Origin of the sequence: Enterobacter kobei (assembly GCF_001729765.1) — a bacterium.
GTDB lineage: Bacteria > Pseudomonadota > Gammaproteobacteria > Enterobacterales > Enterobacteriaceae > Enterobacter > Enterobacter kobei.
This window is the reverse complement of sequence record NZ_CP017181.1, coordinates 1,232,936-1,258,170: the sequence shown is the minus strand read 5'-3', so window position 1 is coordinate 1,258,170 and position 25,235 is coordinate 1,232,936. Positions and strand designations below refer to the sequence as shown.

Here is a 25,235-nt window from a genome sequence, read left to right as displayed (position 1 = left end):
GTTATTCTTTTTGACGTTACGCCGGAGCTGACATGAAAACCAAACTTAACGAACTGCTTGAATTCCCTACCCCATTTACCTACAAAGTAATGGGTCTGGCGAAACCTGAGCTGGTTGATCAGGTGGTTGAAGTGGTACAGCGCCATGCGCCCGGTGATTACTCTCCGTCAGTAAAACCAAGCAGCAAGGGCAACTACCACTCGGTTTCTATTACTATCACCGCGACCCATATCGAACAGGTTGAGACGCTCTACGAAGAACTCGGCAATATCGAAATTGTGCGTATGGTGCTGTAGTCCCTTTGCGGTTACCCGGCTTACCGGGTAACCCCTCTCCCCCGCTGTGATATACTCCCCCTCATCATTGGTTCCTCGTCTTCGGAGACGCTGTTTTGTATCAGGATAAAATTCTGGTCCGTCATCTCGGGCTGCAACCTTATGAGCCTGTCTCCCAGGCTATGCATGACTTCACCGATTCACGCGATGACACGACCCCTGATGAAATTTGGCTGGTTGAGCACCTGCCGGTATTTACCCAGGGTCAGGCCGGTAAAGCGGAACATTTATTAATGACGGGCGATATCCCGGTGATCCAGAGCGATCGGGGTGGACAAGTGACTTATCACGGCCCGGGCCAGCAGGTGATGTACGTCCTGCTTAATCTGAAGCGCAGAAAGCTTGGCGTGCGTGAGCTGGTGACGTTGCTGGAACAAACCGTCGTCAACACGCTGGCGGAATATGGTATTGACGCGCATCCGCGGGCTGATGCACCAGGCGTCTATGTTGGCGAAATGAAGATCTGCTCGCTGGGGCTACGTATTCGTAAAGGCTGTTCCTTCCATGGTCTGGCGTTGAATATTAATATGGATCTGACGCCTTTCCAGCGCATAAATCCCTGCGGCTACGCCGGTATGGAAATGACGCAGATGCGCCAGTGGGTAGATACCGCCACGCCAGATAATATACGCCCTGTTCTTCTGAAGAATGTGTTAGCGCTACTTAACAATCCCCCGCATGAATATATCCCTGCTTAATATATCATACAGGGGAGCCCGTTAATTTGACGGGCAACTATTTATTTACCGCTTTTACGCTTTACAATAATCCGCAGATTCTATATTTTCGAAGCGCCCGAATATTGCCGTTACATATTATTTAGCCTCCGGACAGCACGGCATACACAGGCTAAGTAACGTGAGTGATAATCACACAACTGTTTGTTTTTGATAAACAAGTGAAACAAAACCAACACTTTACGAATCTCTACAAGCATAATAAATAAATTCAACTATCATTCATGTTGTGAATGTATACGGAGTGAAAGCGTGGAGTCTACTAATTTACCAGCCAAACGACTGAATGAACCCGGTGGCGAAGACAAGCCACAAATTTTTCGGACTTTACGTAATATTGATCTCAATTTACTGACTATTTTTGAGGCAGTATATGTCCATAAGGGTATCGTTAACGCTGCGAAAATTCTTAATCTCACGCCATCGGCAATAAGTCAGTCGATTCAAAAGCTACGCGCTATATTTCCTGACCCGTTATTTATCCGTAAAGGCCAGGGCGTCACGCCGACGGCCTATGCGACCCACCTCCACGAATACATCAGCCAGGGGCTGGAGTCGATTCTGGGTGCGCTGGATTTAACCGGGAGCTATGACAAACAAAGAACGATCACCATCGGCTGCTCTCCTTCAGTGGGCGTGCTGGTCATGCCCGCCATCTACCAGGCCGTGAAAGAGCATGCTCCCCAGCTTCTGCTGCGCAATGTGCCACTCAACGAACCTGACGTTCAGCTTGCCCAGTTCCAGACGGATCTGGTTATTGAGAGCGGCAGCTTCAGCGCCAGAGCGCTGGGGCAAAACGTGCTTTATGCCGATAATCTGGTTTTGGTTTGCCGCCAGCAGCATCCCGCGCTCAGCGAGCCGTTAACCATTGAGAACCTGCGCAATTACGACCACTCGTCTTTCATGACCGAAGGGCAGTCCAACCATGGTCTGCGCCAGCGCATTGATGAAATTTTCCCGGAACGTCAGATCAGTTTCAGCAGTTACAATATGTTTACCACCGCCTCCCTGATTGGCAGCAGCGATATGCTGTGCATCATGCCTTCACGCCTGTATCACCTGCTGCGGAAATGCTGGTCGCTGGAGAGTATTCCGCTCAGCCAGCTCAATGCGGAATCTATCGAGATTTCACTGCATTACAACAAACTCAGTTTGCGCGATCCGGTACTGGAAAACGTCATCCGCATTATCCGTCAGGCCTTCTGACAGCGAGTGTCAGCACAAGCCCCTGCCACAAGCAGGGCGAAAGGCACAAAACAACAACTATTTTACAAATTGGCGACGTGGCAGGCTGCTTTCATGGCCGTTTCAATGATATACTGCCTGTCGTTCGTTCAAAAATAGTTGATAAATACAACATTCCCTTGAATTGAAACGCTTTCCTTCGATATTCGCAACTGGAACACGCACGCTATGAGTAAACCCATTGTGATGGAACGCGGTGTTAAATACCGCGATGCCGATAAAATGGCCCTTATCCCGGTTAAAAACGTGGCTACCGAGCGCGAGGCGCTGTTAAGAAAACCGGAATGGATGAAAATCAAACTTCCGGCTGACTCTTCGCGTATCCAGGGGATCAAAGCGGCGATGCGCAAGAATGGCCTTCACTCCGTCTGTGAAGAAGCGTCTTGCCCTAACCTTGCTGAATGTTTCAATCACGGCACCGCGACGTTTATGATTCTGGGTGCCATCTGTACCCGCCGCTGCCCATTCTGTGACGTTGCTCATGGCCGCCCGGTCGCGCCCGATGCTAACGAGCCGCAAAAACTGGCGCAAACCATCGCTGACATGGCGCTGCGTTATGTGGTCATCACATCCGTTGACCGTGACGATCTGCGCGATGGTGGAGCTCAGCACTTCGCTGACTGCATTACTGCTATTCGCGAGAAAAGCCCGAACATTAAAATCGAGACGCTGGTTCCTGACTTCCGCGGCCGTATGGACCGTGCGCTGGACATCCTGACCGCGACGCCGCCAGATGTGTTTAACCACAACCTGGAGAACGTGCCGCGTCTTTATCGTCAGGTACGACCGGGTGCGGATTACAACTGGTCTCTGAAGCTGCTGGAGCGCTTTAAAGAAGCCCATCCGCATATCCCTACCAAGTCAGGTCTGATGGTCGGTCTGGGTGAAACTAATGACGAAATCATCGAAGTGATGCGCGATCTGCGCCGCCACGGTGTGACCATGCTGACGCTGGGCCAGTATCTGCAGCCAAGCCGTCACCATCTGCCGGTACAGCGCTACGTTAGCCCGGATGAGTTTGATGAGATGAAAGCCGAAGCGCTGGCGATGGGCTTTACCCACGCAGCATGCGGTCCGTTTGTTCGCTCTTCTTACCATGCTGATATGCAGGCAAAAGGCGAAGAAGTCAAATAGTGCTGTAATATCCATTTACAGTAATGCAAAAAAACCGGCCTGATGAGCCGGTTTTTTTCGCAAGCCCTCAGGCATTGCTATTACTCTTTGTGAGAAAGCTTCTCTGCCGGGATGTCCTCAGCGCTTTTCTTCGCGGCGGCATCATCGTCGTTCATCGCTTTCTTAAAGCCTTTGATGGCAGCCCCCAGGTCACCACCCAGCGTGCGTAACTTCTTGGTACCAAACAGCAGGACGACCAGTGCGGCAACCACCAGCAGTTTGGTAATACTAATCTCACCCATAGATACCTTCTTTACATAAAACAGGCTGCATTCAGCGCCAAAACCTGACTGTATTAACGGTCATTTGGCGCGTGCACACAATAGCAATCTGTAACAAGGTGAATCAAGCATTGTTGAAAAAAACATCACATTAATTGCGGTGGCGCAAAGCGTCGGTTACGAAGAACAGGTAATTGCTGACGCGCAAGCGCAATTCTTTCTAAAAATATCTCCGTCATCAGCAGCACCGGCGCTTCCGCTGCTGCGGCAACCGTGGCTCCCAGTGGATCAACCACCCTGCTCTGCCCGATATTTTTATTGCCACACTCCCCGGAAGCAACGACATAGCAGGTCGTGTCCAGCGCGCGCGCCGCAAGCAGCGTTGCCCAATGCTGCTCTTTCAGCGGTCCCTTAACCCATGCAGCAGGCAACACCAGTACGTCTGCCCCTTGCAGGGCCAGATGCAATGCCAGCTCAGGAAAACGGAGGTCGTAGCAGGTCATTAACCCAACCTTAAACCCGTCAATATCAATTAACGGCGCAACGCGGTCTCCAGGGTCAACACGCCGTGACTCCTGAATGCTGAACGCATCATAAAGATGAAGCTTGGCATAGCGCGCGATAATCACGCCATCACGGATAGCCACCAGCGTATTTACGGCGCGCCCCGGCGCTGAAGGAACGTGCACTGTTAAGATGGTCGTCATCGCGTTACCCACGCTCTCGGTGAGCAACGGCTGTAAAAAGTCGCCATCAAGCGGCTGCGCGGACTTCACGGACAGATCCGGGTCATTATCATCCCTTGCCAGCAGCGCTTCCGGGAGAACCAACAGCGACGCGCCCTTCTGCCGGGCCTGTGTCATCAGGTTCACGCATTGTAGTGCATTAACCTGCCAGTCAGGCGTGACTGCAAACTGCCCTACCGCCACATACATATTTGTCCCCTCATCATAAACAGCGTTAAACTCGCTACTCTTACACATCAAATAGCAGGTATTTAGCGTGTTACAACTCCTTTTGGCTGTTTTTATTGGTGGAGGCACAGGGAGCGTTGCGAGATGGTTCCTGAGTATGCGGTTTAACCCCCTGCACCAAGCGATTCCCATGGGGACACTGGCTGCCAACCTGATTGGTGCTTTTATCATTGGTATGGGGCTGGCCTGGTTTAACCGGATGACGCACATCGATCCCATGTGGAAGGTCCTGATTACCACCGGGTTCTGTGGCGGTTTAACGACTTTCTCAACCTTTTCTGCGGAAACGGTTTTTCTCTTTCAGGAAGGCCGTATCGGCTGGGCGCTGGTGAATATCGCGATCAACATGCTTGGATCCTTCGCGATGACGGGGATCGCATTTTGGCTATTTTCCTCAGTAAGCACGCATTAACCGTCGGGGGCGTTAATGTTGGCTTAATTTTTCTCTGTCACTCTGGAGGCCATACTGAACGAGGGTGACAGAATGAAACAGAATCTGATGAGCGCAGGAATGGTGTTGTTGAGCGTACTGATCGTTGCCAGCTTCCTGAAAATGTACCTGCTTGGCTGATTCATAACGAAAAAAACCCGCTCAATGAGCGGGTTTTGAAATTCTTGCTGACGCGTCTGAATTACAGAGCGATTACGTTAGCAGCAGAAGGGCCTTTGGCACCGTTAGTGATTTCGAACTCTACGCGCTGACCTTCAGCCAGAGTTTTGAAACCATTAGACTGGATTGCAGAGAAGTGTACGAACACATCTTTGCTGCCATCTTCAGGAGTAATGAAACCGAATCCTTTGGACTCATTAAACCACTTAACGTTACCTTTAATCTTAGACATCAAAATTACCTTTACATTAAAAAACGACACAAATGCTGTGTCGGTTACCAGTACAACAATTGTGGGACCTTTTGTCCAGCGGATCTTTGACAAAAAGTGACTAAAGTCGCGTTAATTTTCACTGGCAGATTTTTATCGCTTAGGAATCAATGCCTGCGCGTTTTTTCACCAGCTGGTAACCTTTTTTCAGTCAAAACTGAAAACGCATCCAGGCGAAGTAAACGTTACCGTTGTTGTACGTCCCGGGGATGTAGGTCATCTGGAACGTTGCCGGGCCATAGCCAATCGAGGCCAAAGGCAGCAGCACGGGGATCGGAATGTAGTTCCAGTTATCACGCGCCGTCACCCCTGCGGTATAGCCTAACCCGACGTGGAAATTCTCGTCCGCCAGCGGGCGCCACGTTTTCTCCCAGCCGTAACCCCCAATCGGTTCCCATTTATTAAACGAGTCTTTAAAGGCCATCAGATAGATGCCGTGCCAGTTTCCTTTCTCATCCCAGCGCGACTGACCAAAACCAGCCCCCCACGGGCGCTCGTTGTATTTATCTGTTTTCTCTTTGTCATAAGCAAAGCGCGCATGCCACGTTATTGCCGGTACATAGAGATCATAATGTTCAGGTGCTGACCAGGTCTGCGAAACATTATCCGTAAAAGTAGAGAACCAGCCTTTATTCGTCGCGTTGTCTTCTGCCTGTGCAACAGATGAAAACGTTAACTGACCAAAAATAAACAATAAAAGAGAGAAAAAAGTATTACGTAAGCTCACAATGCAATTACCATTCTTAATATTCGAAGCAAAGTTTACCACACAATAGTTGAACCACGTCTTAACGGCATCAGCACTACTCCTAAATATCAGGCCTCTTTTCGGGAATATTCTTAAGGCAGCGTTCAGGCTGGTCCAAATAAACCCACAATATGTATGACTATAACATTTTCATCCATCCCGATTAACAGGCCGGAAAACACATAATTTTAACATTTTGTTATCATTAAAGAGACATGCTACGCTGTTTCTGGCGGTCAACTTCCTGATGACATAAATGCCTGGGCCATGGGTAATGACTCCAACTTACTGATAGTGTTTTATGTTCAGATAATGCCCGATGACCTTGTCATGCAGCTCCACCGATTTTGAGAACGACAGTGACTTCCGTCCCAGCCTTGCCAGATGTTGTCTCAGATTCAGGTTATGCCGCTCAATTCGCTGAGTGTAACGCTTGCTGATTACGTGCAGCTTTCCCTTCAGGCGGGATTCATACAGCGGCCAGCCATCCGTCATCCATACCACGACCTCAAAGGCCGACAGCAGGCTCAGAAGACGCTCCAGTGTGGCCAGAGTGCGTTCACCGAAGACGTGCGCCACAACCGTCCTCCGTATCCTGTCATACGCGTAAAACAGCCAGCGCTGACGTGATTTAGCACCGACGTAGCCCCACTGTTCGTCCATTTCAGCGCAGACAATCACATCACTGCCCGGCTGTATGCGCGAGGTTACCGACTGCGGCCTGAGTTTTTTAAGTGACGTAAAATCGTGTTGAGGCCAACGCCCATAATGCGGGCGGTTGCCCGGCATCCAACACCATTCATGGCCATATCAATGATTTTCTGGTGTGTACCGGGCTGAGAGGCGGTGTAAGTGAACTGTAGCTGCCATGTTTTACGGCAGTGAGAGCAGAGATAGCGCTGATGTCCGGCAGTACTTTTACCGTTACGCACCACGCCTTCAGTAGCTGAGCAGGAGGGACAACTGATGGAGATGGAAGCCACGGGAGCACCTCAAAAACACCATCGTACACTAAATCAGTAAGTTGGCACCATTACCTGGGCCATGGCAAAAACGCTGTGATACTGTTCTTTAGTCGTCTATTTATTGATTTTAATCAGCAAGGACAGGCCATTAATTCGGCACATTTTCATCCTTCTTATTTTATTAATTTTTTTCTACCTCAGGGCATAGGATACAGGGGAAATCATGCTTACGTTTATGGAACTCCTTATTGGGGTCGTCGTCATTGTCGGTGTAGCCCGCTACATCATTAAAGGGTACTCAGCCACGGGCGTTTTATTTGTTGGCGGCTTAACTCTCCTGATTGTCAGCGCATTAATGGGGCATCAGGTATTACCTGCCAGCGCAGCCAGCACGGGTTATACTGCCACGGATATTGTTGAATATATTAAAATACTGCTCATGAGCCGTGGCGGCGATCTCGGTATGATGATCATGATGCTGTGCGGTTTTGCCGCCTACATGACCCATATCGGCGCTAATGACATGGTGGTTAAGCTTGCCTCGAAACCCCTGCAGTATATTAACTCCCCGTATCTGTTAATGGTTGCCGCCTATTTCCTCGCTTGTCTGATGTCGCTGGCCGTTTCATCGGCCACCGGTCTTGGCGTACTGTTAATGGCCACGCTGTTCCCGGTGATGGTGAACGTGGGCATCAGCCGCGGTGCAGCGGCAGCCATTTGCGCATCACCGGCCGCCATTATTCTTTCCCCAACCTCTGGCGACGTTGTGCTGGCCGCCAAAGCAGCCGAGATGTCGCTGATCGACTTCGCCTTTAAGACCACGCTGCCGATCTCGATTGTCGCCATTGTGGGAATGGGGGTCGCGCATTTCTTCTGGCAGCGCTATCTCGATAAAAAAGAGAACATCAGCCATGAGATGATGGATGTCAGCGAAATCACCACCACCGCTCCAGCGTTCTACGCCATTTTGCCGTTCACACCGATTATCGGCGTGCTGATTTTTGACGGCAAATGGGGTCCACAGCTGCACATTATTACTATTCTGGTCATCTGTATGCTGCTGGCTGCCGTGCTGGAATTCGTGCGCGGTTTCAACACGCAAAAAGTCTTCTCCGGCCTGGAAGTAGCGTATCGTGGAATGGCGGATGCCTTCGCGGGCGTGGTGATGCTGTTGGTTGCGGCAGGCGTGTTTGCCCAAGGTCTGAGCACGATTGGCTTTATCCAGAGCCTGATCTCCATCGCCACGTCGTTCGGCTCAGCCAGTATTATCCTGATGCTGGTGCTGGTCGTTCTGACCATGCTGGCGGCGATGACCACCGGTTCTGGTAACGCGCCGTTTTACGCTTTCGTTGAGATGATCCCTAAGCTGGCTCACTCCTCTGGCATCAACCCGGCTTACCTGTCTATTCCGATGCTTCAGGCCTCAAACCTGGGTCGCACTATCTCTCCTGTTTCAGGCGTGGTCGTTGCGGTTGCCGGTATGGCAAAAATCTCTCCGTTTGAGGTCGTCAAACGCACGTCAGTCCCGGTGCTGGTTGGCCTGATCATCGTCATTATTGCTACCGAAGTGCTGGTTCCCGGCGCTGCCTAAGTAAAATTCCTGATTTCCAAAAAGCGCCTGCTGGCGCTTTTTGTGCTTTAATAACTCCCAAAAATTAATCGAGCACAACCAATCAGGAAATCACATGTTCAGGAAGGATATCGTTATCTCGTCTGGCGCAGTTGCGCTTGCACTCGGTGTCTTCTCCGCACAGGCAGAACCGCTCAACGCTACGCAATATGGCGATTTCGATCGCTATGTACTGGCGCTGTCCTGGCAAACCGGGTTTTGTCAAAGCATGGTTGAGCGTAACCGCAATGAACCGGATGAATGTCGTCTGCAAAAAGAGAGCGAAAATAAAGCCGATTTTCTGACCGTCCACGGGTTATGGCCTGGTCTGCCGAAATCGATAGCGGCACGAGGCGTGGATGAACGTCGATGGATGCGATTTGGTTGTGCCACGCGTCCCATCCCGAATATGCCGGAAGCAAAGGCCAGCCGCAAATGTGCTGCTGCCGAAACCGGGCTGTCGCTTTCCGGTGCGGCAAAACTTAACGAGGTGATGCCGGGCGCGGGCGGAAACTCCTGCCTGGAACGGTACGAATACGCCAAGCATGGCGTCTGTTTTGGTTTTGATCCCGATGCCTATTTCGGCACCATGGTGAGAATGAATCAGGAAATGAAAAACAGTGCCGTCGGTCAATTCCTCGCGGCTAACTACGGTAAAGCCGTCAGTCGTCGTGATTTTGACAACGCCATTGCCAAAAGCTGGGGCAAAGAAAACATCAAAGCCTTTAAGCTGACCTGCAATGGCAACCCGGCCTATCTCACTGAGATGCAGATTTCGCTGAAAGCAGACACCATTAACCAACCGCTTTCCGCAACGTCCTTTGCCCCGCAGCCACATCCTGGTAACTGCGGAAAACAATTTGTCATTGATAAAGCCGGTTATTGACCCACCACCGGGCGCACCATATCGAACCGGTGTTCATCACTGATCCCATAGTACGCCGTCGGCCCACCCGCTCGCAGGATGGGCTGCGCTTTCGCCGTCTGGTATATCCCCTCTTCCAGTAGCGTTTCCGCTATATGGATCCCCACCACTTCACCCAGCACCAGCCAGGTATCAACCGGGGTGCCATCGGCTCCGGTAAGCTGAATGCACTGAGAAAGGCGGCACTCAAAATTGACCGGGCTTTCCGCCACACGAGGAGCACTCACCAGTTGGCTTGCGGCGGGGGTTAATCCTGCAAAGGTAAATTCATCCCGATCGTGAGGAAGCGTAGCCGAGGTTTGATTCATGGCATGTGCCAGATCGCGCGTCGCCAGATTCCAGACAAACTCCTTTGTCTCGTGAATATTTCGCACGCTGTCTTTCCAGCCGTTGCTGGAAAAGCCGATGATCGGCGGGCGATAGTTAAAACAGTTAAAGAAGCTATACGGCGCGAGATTCAACTGACCGGCCCGATCGCAAGAGGAGATCCAGCCAATCGGACGGGGACCAATAATGGCGTTCAGCGGGTCATGCGGCAGGCCGTGCCCCTGAGACGGTTGATAGAAGTACATAGTGCTCTCTCGTTGATGGGGCAGACACGCATAATGCTTCGCGCAACACCCGGGTTCAGGATACTCAGCGTAACGCAATCCGCCTGGAATTAAGACTGAATAAATTTCAGCGAAAATTCATATGGGACATGAATGTGACCTTCATCACTTCAAACTTGAGCGTTCAGCCAGTATCATCGGGTAAGTTAAACCCTCGCTGCCAGACGGCGAGGGTTTTCTTTTGGATTGGTTTCTGCGTTAGACGCAGCATTAACGACATGGAGTAAAAAATGTCCAGACCCACCATTATCATCAATGAACTCGACGCAGAACGTATCGACCGATTGCTGGAAAAAGCCGAATTCGCCTCACTTCCGGTGGCCGATGCCCTGAATGAGGAACTCGACCGCGCGCAGATGTGCACACCTGAGTCAATGCCGCATGACGTGGTCACCATGAACAGCCGGGTAAAATTCCGCAACCTGACCACCGGTGAAGAGCTGACCCGCACGCTGGTTTACCCGGCTCAGATGACTGACAGCAGCGCGCAGCTTTCGGTTCTTGCCCCTGTCGGCGCCGCACTGCTGGGACTGCGCACAGGAGATACCATCCACTGGGATTTACCGGGCGGGGCCTCCACTCATCTGGAAGTGCTGGAACTGCTCTACCAGCCAGAAGCTGCGGGCGATTACCTGCGTTAATCCCTTCTGAACAAGCGCCCACTCGCTTTGCACAGAGGATGCACCCGCATCCTCTTTCCGCAAATTCACCTGATTTTCCTATATCACCCTTATTCCCCTTAATACACGCTTAATCTGTTTTGGTGCCGTGGGGACGGTCATGGGTGAGATAGTGGTTATCACATTCATTTTTTTACTTTTTGTGGCCATCATCGTCTCGGCTGTGCTTTACCTTGAACGCCACTGGTGAACGCTCACGTCACCGCTCTGCCCCGCACGCTGCGCAATGATTTTTTTCGCGGCATCACGATCGTCATCAAAATTGACGGAGTGATTACAGAATCCATAACTATTTTGTGGTTGAATGATTTCAGCGTTTATAAACAAGGAGAAACGGGTATGTATCAGAGAATCATTATGCCGGTTGATGTTTTTGAAATGGAACTGAGTGACAAAGCAGTGCGTCACGCGGAATTTCTCGCACAGCAGGACGGTATTATTCACCTTTTACATGTCTTGCCGGGCTCCGCCAGCCTGAGTCTGCACCGCTTTGCCGCCGATGTGCGTCGCTTCGAAGAGCACTTACAGCACGAAGCCGAGACGCGCCTGCAAACCATGGTCGGGCATTTCAGCATCGACCCGTCGCGCATCAAAACCCACGTCCGGTTCGGTAGCGTACGCGATGCCGTCAATGAACTGGCCGCGGAGCTGAATGCAGACGTAGTGGTGATCGGTTCACGCAATCCTTCCATCACCACTCACCTGCTAGGGTCAAACGCCTCCAGCGTGATCCGCCATACCCACATTCCGGTGATGGTGGTTCGTTAACTGCCCATAAAAAACCCCGCTTGCGCGGGGTTTTGTTTATCAGTACAGATGACCAATATTGACGATGGTACTGACGGTATCACCGAAGAAGGTCAGGCGGCTGAGCACCACGCCCACCAGCAGGATAACAAATACGGCTTTCTGCATCGGATGGCGCCTTAGCGACAACGTGAACCCCACGACGCAGCACAGCAGGCAGCCCAGATAGAGCGGCGAGCTTAACCAGGCGTGAGCGGTCATTTTCATGATGGTGCCGCCGCTGAGCCAGAGTACCGGTGCGGCAATCAGCAGCGCCATCAGGGCGATAATGCCCTGACGCAGTGCGACAGCTGACGCTTTCATCCCGAGCAGCGGTGTAGCTGCACAGCCCAACACCCAGACGGTGGCAAAGAACAGCATCATGGTGATGCCGTTGGCAATGGCCTGCATCGCCGGCGCGGCGTAGGTCATCCCCTGCACCACCAGCAGTATCCCGAACAGGGACGCCAGCAGCGCTGCGCCTTTGTTGCCTTTCGTAAGAAAAGCCAGGCCAATTGTGCCGCCATACAGCGTCGCGCCGAGAATCTCACGGCTCAGCCAGGCATGTTTCAGGTTGATTAACGCATTATAAGCGTGTTCCGGGTGCGCCAGATGCAATACCGCGGCGATGGAGGCAACCCCCAGGATCAGCCCCGTGATCAGCCAGTGAAGACGGTTGCCCTGCACTTCGCCACGCAGCGTGCGCCAGCTCAACAGGAGCGTCATCCCAACGGACATCTGGCTCAGCACGGTAAAAATCACCAACGGCAGTTCGTACTTTTCCATTATTTGTCCCCCGGCTGTTTCGGCTGGCGTGCCAGAATGAAGCGCGTACCCGGATTAAGCTGCGGCATTTTTGGGAAGCCCGGCGGATACTGCACGGCATTATTTGGCAGCGGATCGGCATCCAGATCGATCAGGGTCAGCGCCCCAACCGGACAGGCGTTAACGCAGGCAGGATTCAAGCCGATATCCAGACGCTCATAGCACATGCTGCACTTCTCGGCCTTCTGCGTTTCCTCATTGAAGCGCGGAGCGCCATACGGACAATTGCGGATACAGTTTTTACAGCCGATGCAGCGCTCAGGGTTATGCACCACCACGCCATCATCACGTTTGGTGTAGGCTTCCACCGGGCACGCCGCCAGACAAGCGGGGTTTTCACAGTGGTTACAGGCCAGCGAAAAGAACGCACGCTCCTCATGCGGGTAAATTTCTTTATCCAGCGGGTAGACATAGCGCCAGAAACGTTCGGGTTCGAGCTGGTTGAAGCTCTTACAGGCCATGGCGCATCCGCGGCAACCAATACATTTATCACTGTTCACTAAAAATGCGCGTCTCATGCGTCCGCTCCTTCATTGGCAATGAGGACAATATCGACAAACTGATCGTGAATAGCCGCGCCCGGTGCACCGGTGGCCATTTTACCCATATCGGCCGGGGTATCTTTCACCACGTTCTGCACGTTATAGCTGAGCTTGTTGAACCAGGATTCGTACATGACCAGGAAATCTTCCGGTACATTGGTGGTGACTTTGGCACGCAGTTGAACCTCGCCGATCTCGTTGAATACCCGCACTGTCGCCAGGTCTCGGATCCCCTTTTTCTTCGCAGCAACCGGGTGGATATAGACAAAGGGCTCCGGCCAGAAGACCTGCATCCAGTCAAGGTTAACGAACTGCGAATGCAGGCCGTACTGCAGGTGCGGCGTAAAGAGCTGGAACGGCAGTTTACCTTCTGCGGCTGGCAGATATTCCGGCAGTGCTTTATGGCCGTTCTCTTCGCAGCGCGCGGATAAAAACTCATACTTGCCTGACGGCGTTTTGAACTTCCGATCGTGCCAGGCTGCGCTGCTCGGCATTTTGGCCTTCACCGGCCCCTTCAGCAGATCGTCCCAGGAGCTGATGCCAAACTGCTTCGCCAGCCCGTCGTTGAATTCCAGATCCAGCCATTTTTTCTGGTCAACATCCTGTGGGAAGGTGCAAGAGCCCGGTTCCATTTTGTTGATGGTACGGGAGAGCAACACGGCAATATCCAGGTCGCTCTTGCATTCGTACATCGGCTTGATGGCAGGTTCGTTTACCGTCAGCCAGTAGTGCCAGTAAGACGAAGAGGCGCTCCAGTGCTCGAAGGTGGTGGTGACAGGCAGAACGATATCCGCGTGCTGAACCGTCTCGTTAAAGAACTGATCCACGCACACCATCATTTCCAGCTTGTCGAACGCTTTTTTCATCTTGTTGCGGTCGAAGTCCTGGGCAAACGGGTTCTTACAGGCCACCCACAGCATGCGGATAGGGGGATCGTTGGCGTCCAGAATGCTTTGCGCAGTCTGGTTCAGGTTGAGCGCGCGGTCAGAGTACTTGCGCTTTTCGCCGCTATCGCTGACAAACTCGCCCACCGGGCCTGATGCCCCTTCCATCCCTACAGAACCCACCGGGGGTGTCTGCGTCATTGCGTGGTAGTTATAGCCCCAGGTCTGCAGATGGCCGTAGCGAGCGCCACCGCCTTCTACGCCGATATTGCCGGTCATGGCGACAAAGGCATCAATCGCACGCACGTTCGCGCCGCCGTTCACGTGGCGCTGCATACCGTAACCAATCCAGACGGTGGAAGGCTTAACCGCCGTGAACTCCTCGGCAAGCTGGCGAATCACATCCGGCGCCAGACCACAAATTTCCGATGCCCACTCTACCGTGATGTTGTTGAGCAAGTACTGCTCAAACTCCGGATACCCGTGCGCGAAATGATTGACGAACTCCTGGTCCACGCGGCCGGTGTCCACCAGATGGCGCGCCATACCCAGCGCCAGCGCACCGTCTGAACCTGAACGCACGCGCAGATAGAGGTCGGCTTTCGCGGCAGTTTGCGAGAACAGCGGATCGATAACCACCACTTTCGCCCCTTTCTCGCGGGCCTGATAGATGTACTTCATGGTGTGCATGGAGCACCAGGCCGGGTTCGCCCCCCAGAGGATAATGTATTTGGCTTTAACTAGATCTTCCGGGTCGTTACACCACATGTCGCCCATGTCGTAGTGCTGTGCGTCAATGCCCGCAGGCCAGCACGGCGTACCGGCAAAACGCGTGGTGTAGCCGAGCGAGGACATCATCCCCTCCACGGCATAGCTCATCACCCCCAGGTTGCCGGAATATTTGGTCAGCGCCAGGCCAAGCAGGGAGCCATCTTTCTTTTTGATCTCCAGCATCTTGCTGGCGATCCGCTGCATGGCCTCATCCCAGGAGATGCGTCGCCATTTGCCGCTGCCGCGTCCGTCCTGAATCATCGGGTATTTTATACGGTCCGGCGAGTAGACCCGGCGCGGGTAGGTCAGCCCTTTCACGCACGGCGCACCGTGGGTAAAGGTGGATTCGCTTGCCCCCTCGACGAAGGTAATCACGTCATCTTTCACCCACGTTTTTAAGCTGCAGGTGTCATAGCAGTTACGCGGACAGGCGTTACGGAAGATTTTGTAGGTTTTCGGGTTAAACGGAATGGGCGGTTGTGCCATGGCACATCGGGAGGATAATAATCCGCCGGGTAATGCGGCGACGGTACCTAGCGCAATCAGTCCTTTTAAAAAGGAGCGCCGGTTAAGCTGCCCTTTATCAATAGTCATAATATTACTCTCGTTTTTAATTCATCAAACCAATTAGTCAGTAGCACGGCGAGGCATTTAATTACGGCTGTTTTCGCACAATCCTTTATTTTTGCGATAAATGCCGGGAGCCATAATTCGAGATGCGCGCGGACAAAACGGGTAAGTGCTTCATGATATTGCGGTGAATGTCTGGCATGCACTAATAGCATTACGGCCAGTTCAATTTCATAGCTGATATGGTCGTCGGGGACGCTATTTTCCGCGGTAACGGACAGCCCAATGCTCTGCAGGAATTCGCGCACGCTCAGCGTTGTCGCCCCCATTAGCAGAGGCTCGTCGTCCAGATAAACCGAGGCATAAGGTGGCGCCAGCAGCGTCGCCGGGCCGACAAACAGCACATTGAAGTCATACTCGACGTTTAACGCCTCATCCTGCGGCCAGGACTCACTCTCAGGGAAAAAATAGCGTAACGAGGCGCATCGCGAGGTCATATCCGCCGCGTTGAAGAAATCACGAAACATCAACCCATTTATTTCAAAGGGTGTTAACGCCTCATATATTGAAGGTGTGAATATATCTTTATCATTCATGTTAAATATAAATATTTATCAACAGAAAACGACGAGATATTATCAGCAGGCTTATTAATTTCTTTGATCGAAGCAGGTAGTTAACGCATGAAGCGTTCAATCACGACAATAATTGAGAATAAAAAAAACCAATAAAAAAGCCACCCCATGATGAGGTGGCTACTGCAGGTATCGTCTTACTTTTTTTTATGCGGTTTTGGTGCGAATCAGATAGTCAAACGAACTCAGGGACGCTTTCGCACCTTCGCCCGTGGCAATGATGATCTGTTTGTACGGCACGGTCGTACAGTCACCTGCGGCGAAGACGCCTTTTACGCTGGTTTCACATTTCGCATCAATGATGATCTCGCCCATACGGTTGCGCTCAATCGCGCCTTCCAGCCAGGTGGTGTTTGGCAGCAGACCAATCTGCACGAAAATCCCCGAAAGCTGAACGCTGTGCACGTCGCCGCTGATGCGGTCACGGTATTCCAGGCCGGTCACTTTGCTGCCGTCGCCCTTCACTTCCGTGGTCTGCGCGTTCAGGATGATGTCGACGTTTTTCAGGCTGCGAACTTTATCCTGCAGAACCTGGTCGGCCTTCATCTCTGGCGCGAACTCCAGCAGGGTCACATGTTCCACAATCCCCGCCAGGTCGATAGCCGCTTCCACGCCGGAGTTACCGCCGCCGATCACCGCTACGCGTTTACCTTTAAACAGCGGACCGTCACAGTGCGGGCAGTAGGTCACACCTTTGGTGCGGTACTGATCTTCACCTGGAACGTTCATGTTGCGCCATTTCGCGCCGGTGGCAATGATAATGCTACGCGCTTTCAGCACCGCGCCGGATGCCGTTTCAATCTGGTGTAAACCGCCTTCGACCGCAGCAGGAACCAGCTTGCTGGCGCTCTGGCTGTCGATGACATCCACGTCATAGTCGCTGACGTGCGCTTTAAGTGCGCCAGCCAGTTTCTGGCCTTCGGTTTTCGGCACGGAAATGTAGTTTTCGATGTCCACGGTATCCAGTACCTGGCCGCCAAAGCGTTCACCCATCAGACCGGTACGGATCCCTTTACGCGCGGAGTAAACCGCCGCTGCCGCGCCCGCCGGGCCGGAACCGACGATCAGCACATCGTAGGCATCACGTTTGTTCAGCGCTTCTGCTGCGCGTTTTTCTGCGCCAGTATCCACTTTGGCAACAATTTCCGTCAGCGTCATGCGGCCCTGACCAAACTCCTGACCATTCAGATAGACCGCCGGCACGCCCATTACGTTACGCTCGGTGATCTCATTCTGGAACGTACCGCCGTCAATCGCCGTGTGTTTAATGCGCGGGTTCAGCACCGACATCAGGTTCAGCGCCTGCACCACGTCCGGGCAGTTGTGACAGGAGAGTGAGTAATAGGTTTCAAACTCGAAATCACCGTCGATGTCGCGGATCTGCTCCAGCAGAGCCTGCGCTTCTTTAGACGGATGCCCACCGGTCCACAGCAGCGCCAGCACCAGTGAGGTAAATTCATGCCCCAGCGGAGAGCCGGCAAAGCGCGGCCCCTGATCAGAACCCGGGTTGGCGATCAGGAAAGAAGGCTTACGGACAGCAAGCGTATTGTCTTCTTTGAAGGTCACTTTCGGTGACAGTTCAGCGATCTCTGCCAGCAGTTCCTTGATCTCTGCCGATTTCGCGCTGTCATCCAGCGTGGCAATCAGCTCAACAGGTTTGGTCAGTTTCTCAAGGTAGGCCTTGAGCTGGGTTTTCATATTCGCGTCGAGCATTGTTCTTCCCTCTCTTAAGACGTCATCATGCAAGCTGCCTTATAGGGGCGGCCTGAATGCAACTTGCATCATGGTGCTAATGAAATGGGCGCGGGCGCGCCCATGGATTGCCGGGTGGCACTTCGTTTACCCGGCCTACGATACTGTAGGCCTGTGCAAACGCGGCGCCGCCAGGCTGTGCAGACTTAGATCTTGCCGACCAGGTCTAAAGATGGAGCCAGCGTCGCTTCGCCTTCTTTCCATTTCGCCGGGCACACTTCGCCTGGGTGGGAAGCCACGTACTGAGCGGCTTTCACTTTACGCAGCAGGTCAGACGCATCACGGCCGATACCTTCAGCGGTAACTTCGATAGCCTGGATAATGCCCTGCGGGTCAACAACGAAGGTCGCGCGGTCGGCCAGACCTTCATCTTCACGCATATTGTCGAAGTTACGGGTCAGGGCGCCAGTCGGGTCGCCGATCATCGCGTATTTAATTTTCGCGATGGTTTCAGAGCTACTGTGCCACGCTTTGTGGGTGAAGTGGGTATCGGTAGAGACAGAGTAAACGTCTACGCCCAGCTTCTGCAGTTCTTCATAGTGGTCAGCCACGTCACCCAGTTCGGTCGGGCAAACGAAGGTAAAGTCAGCCGGATAGAAGAAGAACACGCTCCAGCGACCTTCGGTATCTTTCTCAGTGACTTCAATGAACTCACCGTTTTTGAACGCCTGGTTTTTGAAAGGTTTAATTTTGGTATTGATCAAAGACATCTGTACTTCCTCCGTGTTTTCGTTGAGATGTAAGGTAACTAACTTTGCTCATCGGAGCTAATGCGTTTGCTTTATCAAATCAATCAGCCATACCTAACAACATCAACAAGACAGTAAGGTGAACCTTTTAAAGGAAACGCCAAAAGTAAAAAGGCCGCCTCTACGGGCGGCCCTTTTACCTGAATTCCCCGCAGGTACATTCAGTGCCAGCTAAAGCTGGCGTTGCGTTGCGCTCTACGCCCTTAACATCAAGGTGGTAACAGCCGTTTAATTACACCACCCGTGCCAGGCTTGAGCAATCCACGGGAGAGGCATTCCTGCCTATGGCTGTGATAGGCAGTTTCGAACATAATGACGGGGCGTTATAAATTAATTTTTATTATAAAAATAACTCAATATATAAATGACAATTGTCAATTAAGGTGCCTCTTAGGGAGATAAAATTATCTTAATCATCTTTGAAGTACTATTTTAATAATCTGACGTCGTGATATATTAAGGCGCGTTTAATTTAAAATTAAGAGAGTTAACCGAAAGGATTGTAAATGGTTAACTTCAAACTATAGTTATCAGTGATATGATAACCCATGCAAACACGGCATCCTCAGGACGACACATGGCAAATCTCTACGATCTTAAAAAATTTGATCTCAACCTGTTAGTCATTTTTGAATGTATCTATCAACATTTGAGTATCAGTAAAGCGGCTGAGACGCTCTATATTACCCCCTCAGCAGTGAGTCAGTCACTGCAACGTCTGCGCGGACAACTCAACGATCCCTTGTTTATCCGTTCAGGTAAGGGCATCACCCCCACTACGGTTGGCGTCAACCTTCATCATCACCTTGAACAAAACCTCAATCAGCTTGAGCAAACCATCAATATGATGCACAGCAACGGGTTGAAGAAGAGCTTTGTCATTTACGGTCCGCAGTTTATGACGCCTAAAATCATGCTGGATCCGATGAAAATCCTGATCGAGAAGTATAACTATCAGGTTGAGCTGCATGATGTCTTCCTTGCCCCGGACTCAGCAGAAGACCTGCTGGCATACCGAAAAGCGGACCTTGTCTTCTCTTTCGTCCCGCTGAATAGCCGTTCAACGGCCTGCTGCTTGTTCCAGCAGATGTCTTTTACGCTGGTTTGCCGTCAGGATCACCCCCGCCTGGGTTTACAGGCGACGCGTGACGAAATTCTTCAGGAAAAATTTACGGCCTACCTGAGTGATGAGTTGAGCGTAAAGAATTTTCAGGAGCATACTGAGCAACTGCTTCCCGAACGAAATATCCTGTTCCGCAGCGACTCGTTTATCTCACTGCTGTCGATGATAGGCAATTCCGATCTGATTGGATTAGCCCCTACGCCAGCCTATGAGCAGTATGGTCCGGCATTAAATCTCCGTAAGATTGAGACTGACATTACCTTCCCGACAGTCCCGGTTTATATGATGTACAATCGCTCAGCACTGAATAATGCTTCCTTCTCCAATTTTATTGATGACTTAAACTTACCCCAATAATTATAACTGACTGTTTTCAGCAGTCAGTCCTTTTTATATATTCACAAGGGAAATGTATTTAGCGTAATTATATGATTAATTTTTACCTATAATTATCTTCTTTCTAAGAGTATCATCCCCATTATTCATGCTCCATCTGATCAGTATCACTCAGTAATGGATTGATATGTCACTTTACAAATTTCCATTGAATCAAAACGTAGTCGATGCCACGCAAGAGCGAATAAAATGGACCTTGGAGAATTTATCCAGGGTGTGTGTCTCTTTTTCAGGGGGAAAAGATTCCACCGTCATGTTACATCTGACGGCATTATGCGCTCGTAAAATGAAACGCAAAATAGACGTTCTCTTTATAGACTGGGAAGCGCAATTTACTTACACCATTAATCATGTCGAACATATGCGCGCCTTATACAGCGATGTCATCGATCGTTTCTGGTGGGTAGCGCTTCCCCTCACCACGCAAAATTCCCTGTCGCAATTCCAGCCAGAGTGGCAATGCTGGGAACCCAATACCGAGTGGGTACGGAAACCGCCTGACGATGCCATAACAGATCCCGCCTTTTTCCCCTTTTACCAGGGGGGAATGTCTTTTGAGACCTTTGTGCGCAGTTTCTCGGACTGGTTCTCTCTCAACCGCCCGGCCGCCGTCATGGTCGGGATACGCGCCGATGAGTCATACAACCGTTTTCTGGCTATCGCATCAGCGCGTAAACAACGCTTTGCCGATGATAAACCTTGGACGACCGTCGCACCGGGTGGGCATGCCTGGTATATCTATCCTCTCTACGACTGGAAAACCGCGGATATCTGGACCTGGTTTGCAAAAACCGGCAATAGCTATAACACACTCTATGACCTTATGTATCAGGCCGGCGTACCACCGCGCTATATGCGCATCTGCGAACCTTTTGGCCCGGAACAGCGTCAGGGCTTATGGCTCTATCATGTTGTAGAGCCCGAACGCTGGGCGACCATGTGCGCACGTGTCAGCGGCGCGCGCAGCGGCGGAATTTACGCCGGGCACGACAACCATTTTTACGGTCACCGCAAAATACTCAAGCCGGACCATCTTTGCTGGCGGGAATATGCCCTGCTGCTTCTCGACAGCATGCCGCAGAATACGGCCGAGCATTACCGCAATAAAATCGCCATATATCTGCACTGGTACCAGAAGAGGGGCATGGAGGATATTCCCGATACCCAGGAGGGCGATATCGGTGCCAAAGACATCCCTTCATGGCGCCGCGTTTGTAAGGTTTTACTTAATAACGACTACTGGTGCAGAGCGCTGTCTTTCAGCCCAAACAAACCCAAACATTATCAGCGCTACAGCGACAGAGTGAAGGCAAAACGCAAGGAGTGGGGCATTTTATGCGACAAAGAATAATCAACGAAATCGAAACGTACCTTCAGTCACTTCCTGAAGAGGACCAAATTAACGCCATTAATGCCTTTCGCCAGGCACTGCATAAATATAGCCCGTTTTACGATCAACCCATCGACTGCGTATTGTGGATCAAACAGGACGCTATCACGGCTAACGATTACAACCCCAATAATGTGGCCCCACCGGAAAAACGGTTGCTCATTAAGTCGCTTGAACTTGATGGATTCACCCAGCCTATTGTTGTAACAGAAAACGAACCACAACATTATGAAATTGTGGATGGTTTTCATCGTCATGAGATTGGCAAAAGTCGGGCTGCGTTAAAGCGCAAGCTGAAGGGTTACCTGCCTGTCACGTGCCTGCGTCAGGAACGACTCGGTAAATATGACCGCATGGCCTCGACCATCCGACACAACCGCGCACGCGGACGGCATCAAATCAACGCGATGTCTGAAATCGTTCGAGAACTTGCGCAGCTTGGCTGGAGCAATGAAAGAATTAGCGAAGAGCTCGGTATGGATGGTGACGAGGTGCTGCGTCTCAAACAAATCAACGGCCTGCTGGAACTGTTTGCAGACCGTCGTTACTCAGAAGCCTGGACGGTGAAATAATCAGAGCGTGTTCAAACGCTCTGCCGCAGCCAGTAGCGTCGATTCCTGCTTCGCAAAGCAGAGACGAATCAGTTTATGCGGAAAAGGATCGGCGCAGAACACCGACAACGGAATAGCGGCCACGCCGACTTCTTTTGTCAGCCACTGGCAGAAACTGACATCATCCAGATCGGAAATGGCGCTGTAGTCAGCCAGCAGGAAGTACGTCCCCTCGGAAGGCAAAATTTCCAGGCGACTTTGAGCCAGTGCGGTCACAAACAGATCCCGGCGTGCACGGTAAAAATCCGGCAGGTCGCGATAATGCTGTGGTTCATCGCGTAGCATGTCCGCCAGCGCCAGCTGAGCCGGGGTATTCACCGCAAACGTCAGGTACTGGTGTACCTTACGTAATTCAGCGCTGATGGCGGCAGGTGCCACGCAATACCCCACCTTCCAGCCGGTCATATGGTACGTTTTGCCAAATGACGACACGGCCACGGCACGTTCACGAAGCTGCGGATGGGCCAGCACGCTGGCGTGCCCTTCTTTAGTAAAACAGATGTGCTCATACACCTCGTCGCTCAGGACATAAATTTCACGTTCGGCAATGGCCTGCCACAGCGCGGCAAAATCGGCTTTCTGCCACACGCTCGCAGACGGGTTATGGGGCGTATTCAGGATCACCAGCCGCGTTTTATCGCTCAGCAGCGCAGCGAACGCCCGCCAGTCCGGGCGGAAATGCGGCGGCTGCAGCGCCACGCGTTTCACCACGCCGCCAGAGAGTTCAACCGCAGGCGCGTAGCTGTCGTAACTGGGGTCAAAACAGATGACCTCATCGCCCGTGCGCACCAGGGCGGTGATGGCCGCATACAGCGCTTCGGTCGCCCCTGCCGTCACCGTAATGTCGCTATTCGCATCCGGTTTATGGCCATACAATTCCGCCGTTTTATCCGCAATGGCTTCCCGCAGCGCCTGCACGCCCGTCATCGGCGCATACTGATTTGCTCCCTGCGCAACGTGGTACGCCAGTCGTTCCTGCAACCAGGCCGGTCCGTCAAAATCCGGGAATCCCTGAGAGAGATTAATGGCGTTGTGCTGCTGTGCCAGAGCGCTCATCTGCGTAAAGATGGTGGTGCCGAGATTAGGGAGTTTACTCTGAGGAATCAATGCGTTATTACTCATTATGCGGTGCCTGCATGTAATACTTATGTTGCTGCCACTATAACACGATGTTACCATTTGGCAATCAAGACGCTTAGACGTCTATACCATATCAATATTCCTGGTCGAGAGGTAAAAGGCAATGGCAGACAACCTGCAACTCACACAACTTGTCGACGCCTGCCGCTGGATTGGCGCCAAAGGCTGGGCACCCGCCACCGGTGGCAACATGTCTGTGCGACAGGATGAACACCTCTGCTGGTTGAGCGAATCCGGTAAAGACAAAGGCAGCCTGACCACGGCGGATTTTCTGCAGGTTGAGATCGCCACAAACCGTGCGCCGTCAGGCCGCAAGCCGTCGGCAGAGACCGGACTACACACCCTCATTTATCGCCTGTTCCCCGAGGCCAACGCTGTCCTGCACGTTCACACCGTCAACGCGACGGTGCTGTCACGTCTGGTCAGGGAAACCGAGCTGAACATCAGCGGCTTTGAGATGCAAAAATCGCTTACCGGACAGGCCACCCATCTGGATACCGTCTCCATCCCGGTGTTTGATAATGACCAGGATATCGACGCCCTCGCCTCGCGAATCGCCCATTACGCGCAGGAACGCCCGCTTAATTATGGTTTTCTTCTGCGCGGTCATGGCTTAACCTGCTGGGGACGCGATGTGGCCGAGGCCCGCCGTCATCTGGAAGGACTGGAATTTCTTTTTGAATGCGAAATGCGTTTACGACAACTGGAGAGAGTATGATTCGCGCAATTGTGACGGATATTGAAGGGACCACCAGCGATATCCGTTTTGTCCACGATGTTTTGTTCCCCTACGCGCGTGAGCGGCTGGCGGCGTTCGTCACCGCGCAGCAGTACGCCGAGCCGGTCAAATCCATTCTGGACAATCTGCGCGATGAAATCGGTAACCCGCACGCCAGCGTCAGCGAGCTTATTGACGCCCTCTTTGCCTTTATGGATGAAGACCGTAAATCCACGGCGCTCAAAGCGCTGCAGGGGATCATCTGGCACGATGGCTACGTGAATGGCGACTTTACCGGCCACCTCTACCCGGACGTCCTGCCTGCGCTGGAAAAATGGAAAGCGCAAGGGATTGATCTCTATGTTTATTCCTCGGGATCGGTCGCCGCACAGAAACTGTTATTTGGCTACAGCGACGAAGGTGATATTACTCATCTGTTCAGCGGCTATTTTGATACCCACATCGGCGCCAAGCGCGAGGTGGCGTCTTACCAGAACATTGCGGCCCAAACGGGCATCGCGCCGTCGCAGATCCTGTTCCTGTCAGATATTCATCAGGAGCTGGACGCGGCTGAACAGGCAGGCTTTCGTACCCTGCAGCTGATTCGCGGCGATGATGACGGGGCAAGCCATCACCATCAGGTCCACCAGTTTGACGAGATAAACCCGGAGCAGATCCCTTCATGAGCGCATTAACTGTCTATTCTGATAAAGACGCCAGTCAACCAAAGTGGCACAGCACCGACGCCGCCGAGATCGCCCGGCAGCTCAACGCCAAAGGCGTACGTTTTGAACGCTGGGACGCGGACCGCGATTTAGGTCAGGATCCCGCCCCGGAGGCGGTGATTGAGGCTTACCAGCATGCGATCGACAAACTGGTGGCAGAGAAAGGTTATCAGAGCTGGGACGTCATCAGCCTGCGGGCCGATAACCCACAAAAAGACGCGCTGCGCGCAAAGTTCCTGAGCGAACATACTCACGGCGAAGACGAAGTGCGCTTCTTCGTGGAAGGCGCGGGATTGTTCTGCCTACACATTGGCGATGAGGTCTATCAGGTGTTGTGCGAGAAAAACGATCTGATTTCCGTTCCCGCCGGCACGCCGCACTGGTTTGATATGGGCTCAGAGCCGAACTTTACGGCGATTCGTATTTTCGACAATCCGGAAGGCTGGGTGGCGCAGTTTACCGGTGATGCGATCGCGGATGCGTATCCACGTCTGGCATAATCTTTTCTCCCTCT

Annotated in this window: 29 protein-coding genes; 16 read left to right on the top strand and 13 right to left on the bottom strand. The window is 52.2% G+C overall.

Annotation, left to right across the window (positions count from 1 at the left end; genetic code table 11):
• The first annotated feature begins 32 nt into the window (after positions 1-32).
• From ybeD to lipA, 4 genes are all read left to right on the top strand, one after another.
• Entirely contained in the window at positions 33-296 is a 264-nt protein-coding gene (gene ybeD / locus BFV64_RS05950) for a DUF493 family protein YbeD (protein WP_003858718.1), read from the top strand.
• A gap of 95 nt (positions 297-391) precedes the next feature.
• Entirely contained in the window at positions 392-1,033 is a 642-nt protein-coding gene (gene lipB / locus BFV64_RS05945; protein ID WP_014882990.1) for a lipoyl(octanoyl) transferase LipB, read from the top strand.
• Between the two features lie 291 nt (positions 1,034-1,324).
• Complete coding sequence (locus BFV64_RS05940) at positions 1,325-2,278, top strand: YbeF family transcriptional regulator (protein WP_014882989.1); 954 nt, start codon at positions 1,325-1,327, stop codon at positions 2,276-2,278.
• Between the two features lie 207 nt (positions 2,279-2,485).
• A complete protein-coding gene (gene lipA / locus BFV64_RS05935) occupies positions 2,486-3,451 on the top strand; it encodes a lipoyl synthase (RefSeq protein WP_008501032.1) in 966 nt (321 codons plus the stop codon).
• Positions 3,452-3,531: 80 nt separating this feature from the next.
• On the opposite strand, the gene tatE is transcribed toward lipA, so the two are convergent.
• Positions 3,532-3,732, bottom strand: coding sequence for a twin-arginine translocase subunit TatE (gene tatE, locus BFV64_RS05930; protein ID WP_014882988.1), 201 nt, complete (start codon positions 3,730-3,732; stop codon positions 3,532-3,534).
• 125 nt (positions 3,733-3,857) lie between these two features.
• On the bottom strand, positions 3,858-4,646 hold the full coding sequence (locus BFV64_RS05925) for a deaminated glutathione amidase (protein ID WP_059372104.1): 789 nt from the start codon (positions 4,644-4,646) through the stop codon (positions 3,858-3,860).
• Between the two features lie 67 nt (positions 4,647-4,713).
• Between BFV64_RS05925 and crcB the strand changes: the two genes are divergently transcribed.
• Positions 4,714-5,097 (top strand): fluoride efflux transporter CrcB, encoded by a 384-nt coding sequence (gene crcB, locus BFV64_RS05920; protein ID WP_014882986.1) that lies wholly within the window; start codon positions 4,714-4,716, stop codon positions 5,095-5,097.
• Positions 5,098-5,317: 220 nt separating this feature from the next.
• On the opposite strand, the gene cspE is transcribed toward crcB, so the two are convergent.
• The 3 genes from cspE to BFV64_RS05905 form a co-directional block, all read right to left on the bottom strand.
• The gene (gene cspE / locus BFV64_RS05915) at positions 5,318-5,527 is read right to left on the bottom strand and encodes a transcription antiterminator/RNA stability regulator CspE (protein WP_002439184.1); all 210 of its coding nucleotides are present in this window, start codon (positions 5,525-5,527) and stop codon (positions 5,318-5,320) included.
• A 190-nt stretch (positions 5,528-5,717) separates the two neighbouring features.
• Positions 5,718-6,293 (bottom strand): lipid IV(A) palmitoyltransferase PagP, encoded by a 576-nt coding sequence (pagP, locus tag BFV64_RS05910; RefSeq protein ID WP_014882985.1) that lies wholly within the window; start codon positions 6,291-6,293, stop codon positions 5,718-5,720.
• Between the two features lie 306 nt (positions 6,294-6,599).
• A protein-coding gene (locus tag BFV64_RS05905) for an IS1 family transposase (RefSeq protein ID WP_223216367.1) occupies positions 6,600-7,297 on the bottom strand; the annotation gives its coding sequence in 2 pieces (ribosomal slippage) (positions 6,600-7,048 and positions 7,048-7,297; 699 coding nt in all).
• 205 nt (positions 7,298-7,502) lie between these two features.
• Here BFV64_RS05905 and dcuC point away from each other — a divergent pair.
• Both dcuC and rna read left to right on the top strand, forming a co-directional pair.
• The gene (gene dcuC, locus BFV64_RS05900; RefSeq protein ID WP_069601819.1) at positions 7,503-8,870 is read left to right on the top strand and encodes an anaerobic C4-dicarboxylate transporter DcuC; all 1,368 of its coding nucleotides are present in this window, start codon (positions 7,503-7,505) and stop codon (positions 8,868-8,870) included.
• Positions 8,871-8,964: 94 nt separating this feature from the next.
• Positions 8,965-9,774, top strand: a complete 810-nt coding sequence (gene rna / locus BFV64_RS05895) for a ribonuclease I (RefSeq protein WP_069601818.1) — start codon at positions 8,965-8,967, stop codon at positions 9,772-9,774.
• Here rna and BFV64_RS05890 read toward each other — a convergent pair.
• Positions 9,768-10,385: a flavin reductase family protein gene (locus BFV64_RS05890; protein WP_023336911.1), complete on the bottom strand. Its 618-nt coding sequence runs from the start codon at positions 10,383-10,385 to the stop codon at positions 9,768-9,770. The two genes, rna and BFV64_RS05890, sit on opposite strands and share 7 nt — an antisense overlap.
• 269 nt (positions 10,386-10,654) lie before the next feature.
• On the opposite strand from BFV64_RS05890, the gene rnk reads away from it, so the two are divergent.
• The 3 genes from rnk to uspG all read left to right on the top strand — a co-directional run bounded on the left by rnk (position 10,655) and on the right by uspG (position 11,872).
• On the top strand, positions 10,655-11,065 hold the full coding sequence (rnk, locus tag BFV64_RS05885) for a nucleoside diphosphate kinase regulator (RefSeq protein WP_014882981.1): 411 nt from the start codon (positions 10,655-10,657) through the stop codon (positions 11,063-11,065).
• A gap of 139 nt (positions 11,066-11,204) precedes the next feature.
• Positions 11,205-11,294 (top strand): small membrane protein YldA, encoded by a 90-nt coding sequence (yldA, locus tag BFV64_RS26100; RefSeq protein ID WP_350028918.1) that lies wholly within the window; start codon positions 11,205-11,207, stop codon positions 11,292-11,294.
• A 149-nt stretch (positions 11,295-11,443) separates the two neighbouring features.
• Positions 11,444-11,872: a universal stress protein UspG gene (gene uspG / locus BFV64_RS05880; RefSeq protein WP_014882980.1), complete on the top strand. Its 429-nt coding sequence runs from the start codon at positions 11,444-11,446 to the stop codon at positions 11,870-11,872.
• Between the two features lie 39 nt (positions 11,873-11,911).
• Here the strand turns inward: uspG and BFV64_RS05875 are convergent, their stop codons facing one another.
• The 6 genes from BFV64_RS05875 to ahpC all read right to left on the bottom strand — a co-directional run bounded on the left by BFV64_RS05875 (position 11,912) and on the right by ahpC (position 18,579).
• The gene (locus tag BFV64_RS05875; protein WP_069601817.1) at positions 11,912-12,676 is read right to left on the bottom strand and encodes a dimethyl sulfoxide reductase anchor subunit family protein; all 765 of its coding nucleotides are present in this window, start codon (positions 12,674-12,676) and stop codon (positions 11,912-11,914) included.
• Positions 12,676-13,233 carry a 4Fe-4S dicluster domain-containing protein gene (locus tag BFV64_RS05870; protein WP_014882978.1) on the bottom strand — a complete coding sequence of 186 codons (558 nt, stop codon included), beginning with the start codon at positions 13,231-13,233 and terminating at the stop codon, positions 12,676-12,678. Before BFV64_RS05870 ends, BFV64_RS05875 begins: the two co-directional genes overlap by 1 nt.
• Complete coding sequence (locus BFV64_RS05865; protein WP_069601816.1) at positions 13,230-15,506, bottom strand: molybdopterin-dependent oxidoreductase; 2,277 nt, start codon at positions 15,504-15,506, stop codon at positions 13,230-13,232. The genes BFV64_RS05870 and BFV64_RS05865 overlap by 4 nt, the downstream gene beginning before the upstream one ends.
• A complete protein-coding gene (locus tag BFV64_RS05860; RefSeq protein ID WP_045281617.1) occupies positions 15,503-16,078 on the bottom strand; it encodes a TorD/DmsD family molecular chaperone in 576 nt (191 codons plus the stop codon). The genes BFV64_RS05865 and BFV64_RS05860 overlap by 4 nt, the downstream gene beginning before the upstream one ends.
• Before the next feature lie 186 nt (positions 16,079-16,264).
• Positions 16,265-17,830, bottom strand: coding sequence for an alkyl hydroperoxide reductase subunit F (gene ahpF, locus BFV64_RS05855; protein WP_014882975.1), 1,566 nt, complete (start codon positions 17,828-17,830; stop codon positions 16,265-16,267).
• 185 nt (positions 17,831-18,015) lie between these two features.
• Positions 18,016-18,579: an alkyl hydroperoxide reductase subunit C gene (gene ahpC, locus BFV64_RS05850; RefSeq protein ID WP_014882974.1), complete on the bottom strand. Its 564-nt coding sequence runs from the start codon at positions 18,577-18,579 to the stop codon at positions 18,016-18,018.
• Positions 18,580-19,195: 616 nt separating this feature from the next.
• On the opposite strand from ahpC, the gene citR reads away from it, so the two are divergent.
• From citR to BFV64_RS05835, 3 genes are all read left to right on the top strand, one after another.
• Positions 19,196-20,098: a DNA-binding transcriptional repressor CitR gene (gene citR, locus BFV64_RS05845; protein ID WP_069601815.1), complete on the top strand. Its 903-nt coding sequence runs from the start codon at positions 19,196-19,198 to the stop codon at positions 20,096-20,098.
• Positions 20,099-20,264: 166 nt separating this feature from the next.
• On the top strand, positions 20,265-21,488 hold the full coding sequence (locus BFV64_RS05840) for a phosphoadenosine phosphosulfate reductase (RefSeq protein ID WP_069601814.1): 1,224 nt from the start codon (positions 20,265-20,267) through the stop codon (positions 21,486-21,488).
• Positions 21,473-22,099 (top strand): IbrB-like domain-containing protein, encoded by a 627-nt coding sequence (locus BFV64_RS05835; protein ID WP_069601813.1) that lies wholly within the window; start codon positions 21,473-21,475, stop codon positions 22,097-22,099. Before BFV64_RS05840 ends, BFV64_RS05835 begins: the two co-directional genes overlap by 16 nt.
• Here BFV64_RS05835 and BFV64_RS05830 read toward each other — a convergent pair whose 3' ends face one another.
• Entirely contained in the window at positions 22,100-23,260 is a 1,161-nt protein-coding gene (locus BFV64_RS05830) for a pyridoxal phosphate-dependent aminotransferase (protein WP_069601812.1), read from the bottom strand.
• A 121-nt stretch (positions 23,261-23,381) separates the two neighbouring features.
• On the opposite strand from BFV64_RS05830, the gene BFV64_RS05825 reads away from it, so the two are divergent.
• From BFV64_RS05825 to BFV64_RS05815, 3 genes are read left to right on the top strand one after another with little or no spacing between them, the layout of a single operon-like run.
• Positions 23,382-23,996 carry a methylthioribulose 1-phosphate dehydratase gene (locus BFV64_RS05825; RefSeq protein ID WP_014882969.1) on the top strand — a complete coding sequence of 205 codons (615 nt, stop codon included), beginning with the start codon at positions 23,382-23,384 and terminating at the stop codon, positions 23,994-23,996.
• Positions 23,993-24,682 (top strand): acireductone synthase, encoded by a 690-nt coding sequence (mtnC, locus tag BFV64_RS05820; protein ID WP_014882968.1) that lies wholly within the window; start codon positions 23,993-23,995, stop codon positions 24,680-24,682. The genes BFV64_RS05825 and mtnC overlap by 4 nt, the downstream gene beginning before the upstream one ends.
• Positions 24,679-25,221 carry a 1,2-dihydroxy-3-keto-5-methylthiopentene dioxygenase gene (locus tag BFV64_RS05815; protein WP_014882967.1) on the top strand — a complete coding sequence of 181 codons (543 nt, stop codon included), beginning with the start codon at positions 24,679-24,681 and terminating at the stop codon, positions 25,219-25,221. Before mtnC ends, BFV64_RS05815 begins: the two co-directional genes overlap by 4 nt.
• Positions 25,222-25,235 lie beyond the last annotated feature (14 nt).

Excerpts from the sequence above, each read along its gene's own strand:
- cspE (WP_002439184.1), bottom strand. The coding sequence starts at position 5,527 with ATGTCTAAGATTAAAGGTAACGTTAAGTGGTTTAATGAGTCCAAAGGA.
- BFV64_RS05865 (WP_069601816.1), bottom strand. The coding sequence starts at position 15,506 with ATGACTATTGATAAAGGGCAGCTTAACCGGCGCTCCTTTTTAAAAGGA.
- BFV64_RS05860 (WP_045281617.1), bottom strand. The coding sequence starts at position 16,078 with ATGAATGATAAAGATATATTCACACCTTCAATATATGAGGCGTTAACA.
- BFV64_RS05830 (WP_069601812.1), bottom strand. The coding sequence starts at position 23,260 with ATGAGTAATAACGCATTGATTCCTCAGAGTAAACTCCCTAATCTCGGC.
- BFV64_RS05875 (WP_069601817.1), bottom strand. The coding sequence starts at position 12,676 with ATGGAAAAGTACGAACTGCCGTTGGTGATTTTTACCGTGCTGAGCCAG.
- citR (WP_069601815.1), top strand. The coding sequence starts at position 19,196 with ATGGCAAATCTCTACGATCTTAAAAAATTTGATCTCAACCTGTTAGTC.
- rna (WP_069601818.1), top strand. The coding sequence starts at position 8,965 with ATGTTCAGGAAGGATATCGTTATCTCGTCTGGCGCAGTTGCGCTTGCA.
- dcuC (WP_069601819.1), top strand. The coding sequence starts at position 7,503 with ATGCTTACGTTTATGGAACTCCTTATTGGGGTCGTCGTCATTGTCGGT.
- BFV64_RS05925 (WP_059372104.1), bottom strand. The coding sequence starts at position 4,646 with ATGTATGTGGCGGTAGGGCAGTTTGCAGTCACGCCTGACTGGCAGGTT.
- ahpF (WP_014882975.1), bottom strand. The coding sequence starts at position 17,830 with ATGCTCGACGCGAATATGAAAACCCAGCTCAAGGCCTACCTTGAGAAA.
- BFV64_RS05870 (WP_014882978.1), bottom strand. The coding sequence starts at position 13,233 with ATGAGACGCGCATTTTTAGTGAACAGTGATAAATGTATTGGTTGCCGC.
- tatE (WP_014882988.1), bottom strand. The coding sequence starts at position 3,732 with ATGGGTGAGATTAGTATTACCAAACTGCTGGTGGTTGCCGCACTGGTC.
- rnk (WP_014882981.1), top strand. The coding sequence starts at position 10,655 with ATGTCCAGACCCACCATTATCATCAATGAACTCGACGCAGAACGTATC.
- BFV64_RS05840 (WP_069601814.1), top strand. The coding sequence starts at position 20,265 with ATGTCACTTTACAAATTTCCATTGAATCAAAACGTAGTCGATGCCACG.
- BFV64_RS05890 (WP_023336911.1), bottom strand. The coding sequence starts at position 10,385 with ATGTACTTCTATCAACCGTCTCAGGGGCACGGCCTGCCGCATGACCCG.
- BFV64_RS05835 (WP_069601813.1), top strand. The coding sequence starts at position 21,473 with ATGCGACAAAGAATAATCAACGAAATCGAAACGTACCTTCAGTCACTT.
- ybeD (WP_003858718.1), top strand. The coding sequence starts at position 33 with ATGAAAACCAAACTTAACGAACTGCTTGAATTCCCTACCCCATTTACC.
- lipA (WP_008501032.1), top strand. The coding sequence starts at position 2,486 with ATGAGTAAACCCATTGTGATGGAACGCGGTGTTAAATACCGCGATGCC.
- uspG (WP_014882980.1), top strand. The coding sequence starts at position 11,444 with ATGTATCAGAGAATCATTATGCCGGTTGATGTTTTTGAAATGGAACTG.
- mtnC (WP_014882968.1), top strand. The coding sequence starts at position 23,993 with ATGATTCGCGCAATTGTGACGGATATTGAAGGGACCACCAGCGATATC.
- BFV64_RS05825 (WP_014882969.1), top strand. The coding sequence starts at position 23,382 with ATGGCAGACAACCTGCAACTCACACAACTTGTCGACGCCTGCCGCTGG.
- ahpC (WP_014882974.1), bottom strand. The coding sequence starts at position 18,579 with ATGTCTTTGATCAATACCAAAATTAAACCTTTCAAAAACCAGGCGTTC.
- yldA (WP_350028918.1), top strand. The coding sequence starts at position 11,205 with ATGGGTGAGATAGTGGTTATCACATTCATTTTTTTACTTTTTGTGGCC.
- BFV64_RS05815 (WP_014882967.1), top strand. The coding sequence starts at position 24,679 with ATGAGCGCATTAACTGTCTATTCTGATAAAGACGCCAGTCAACCAAAG.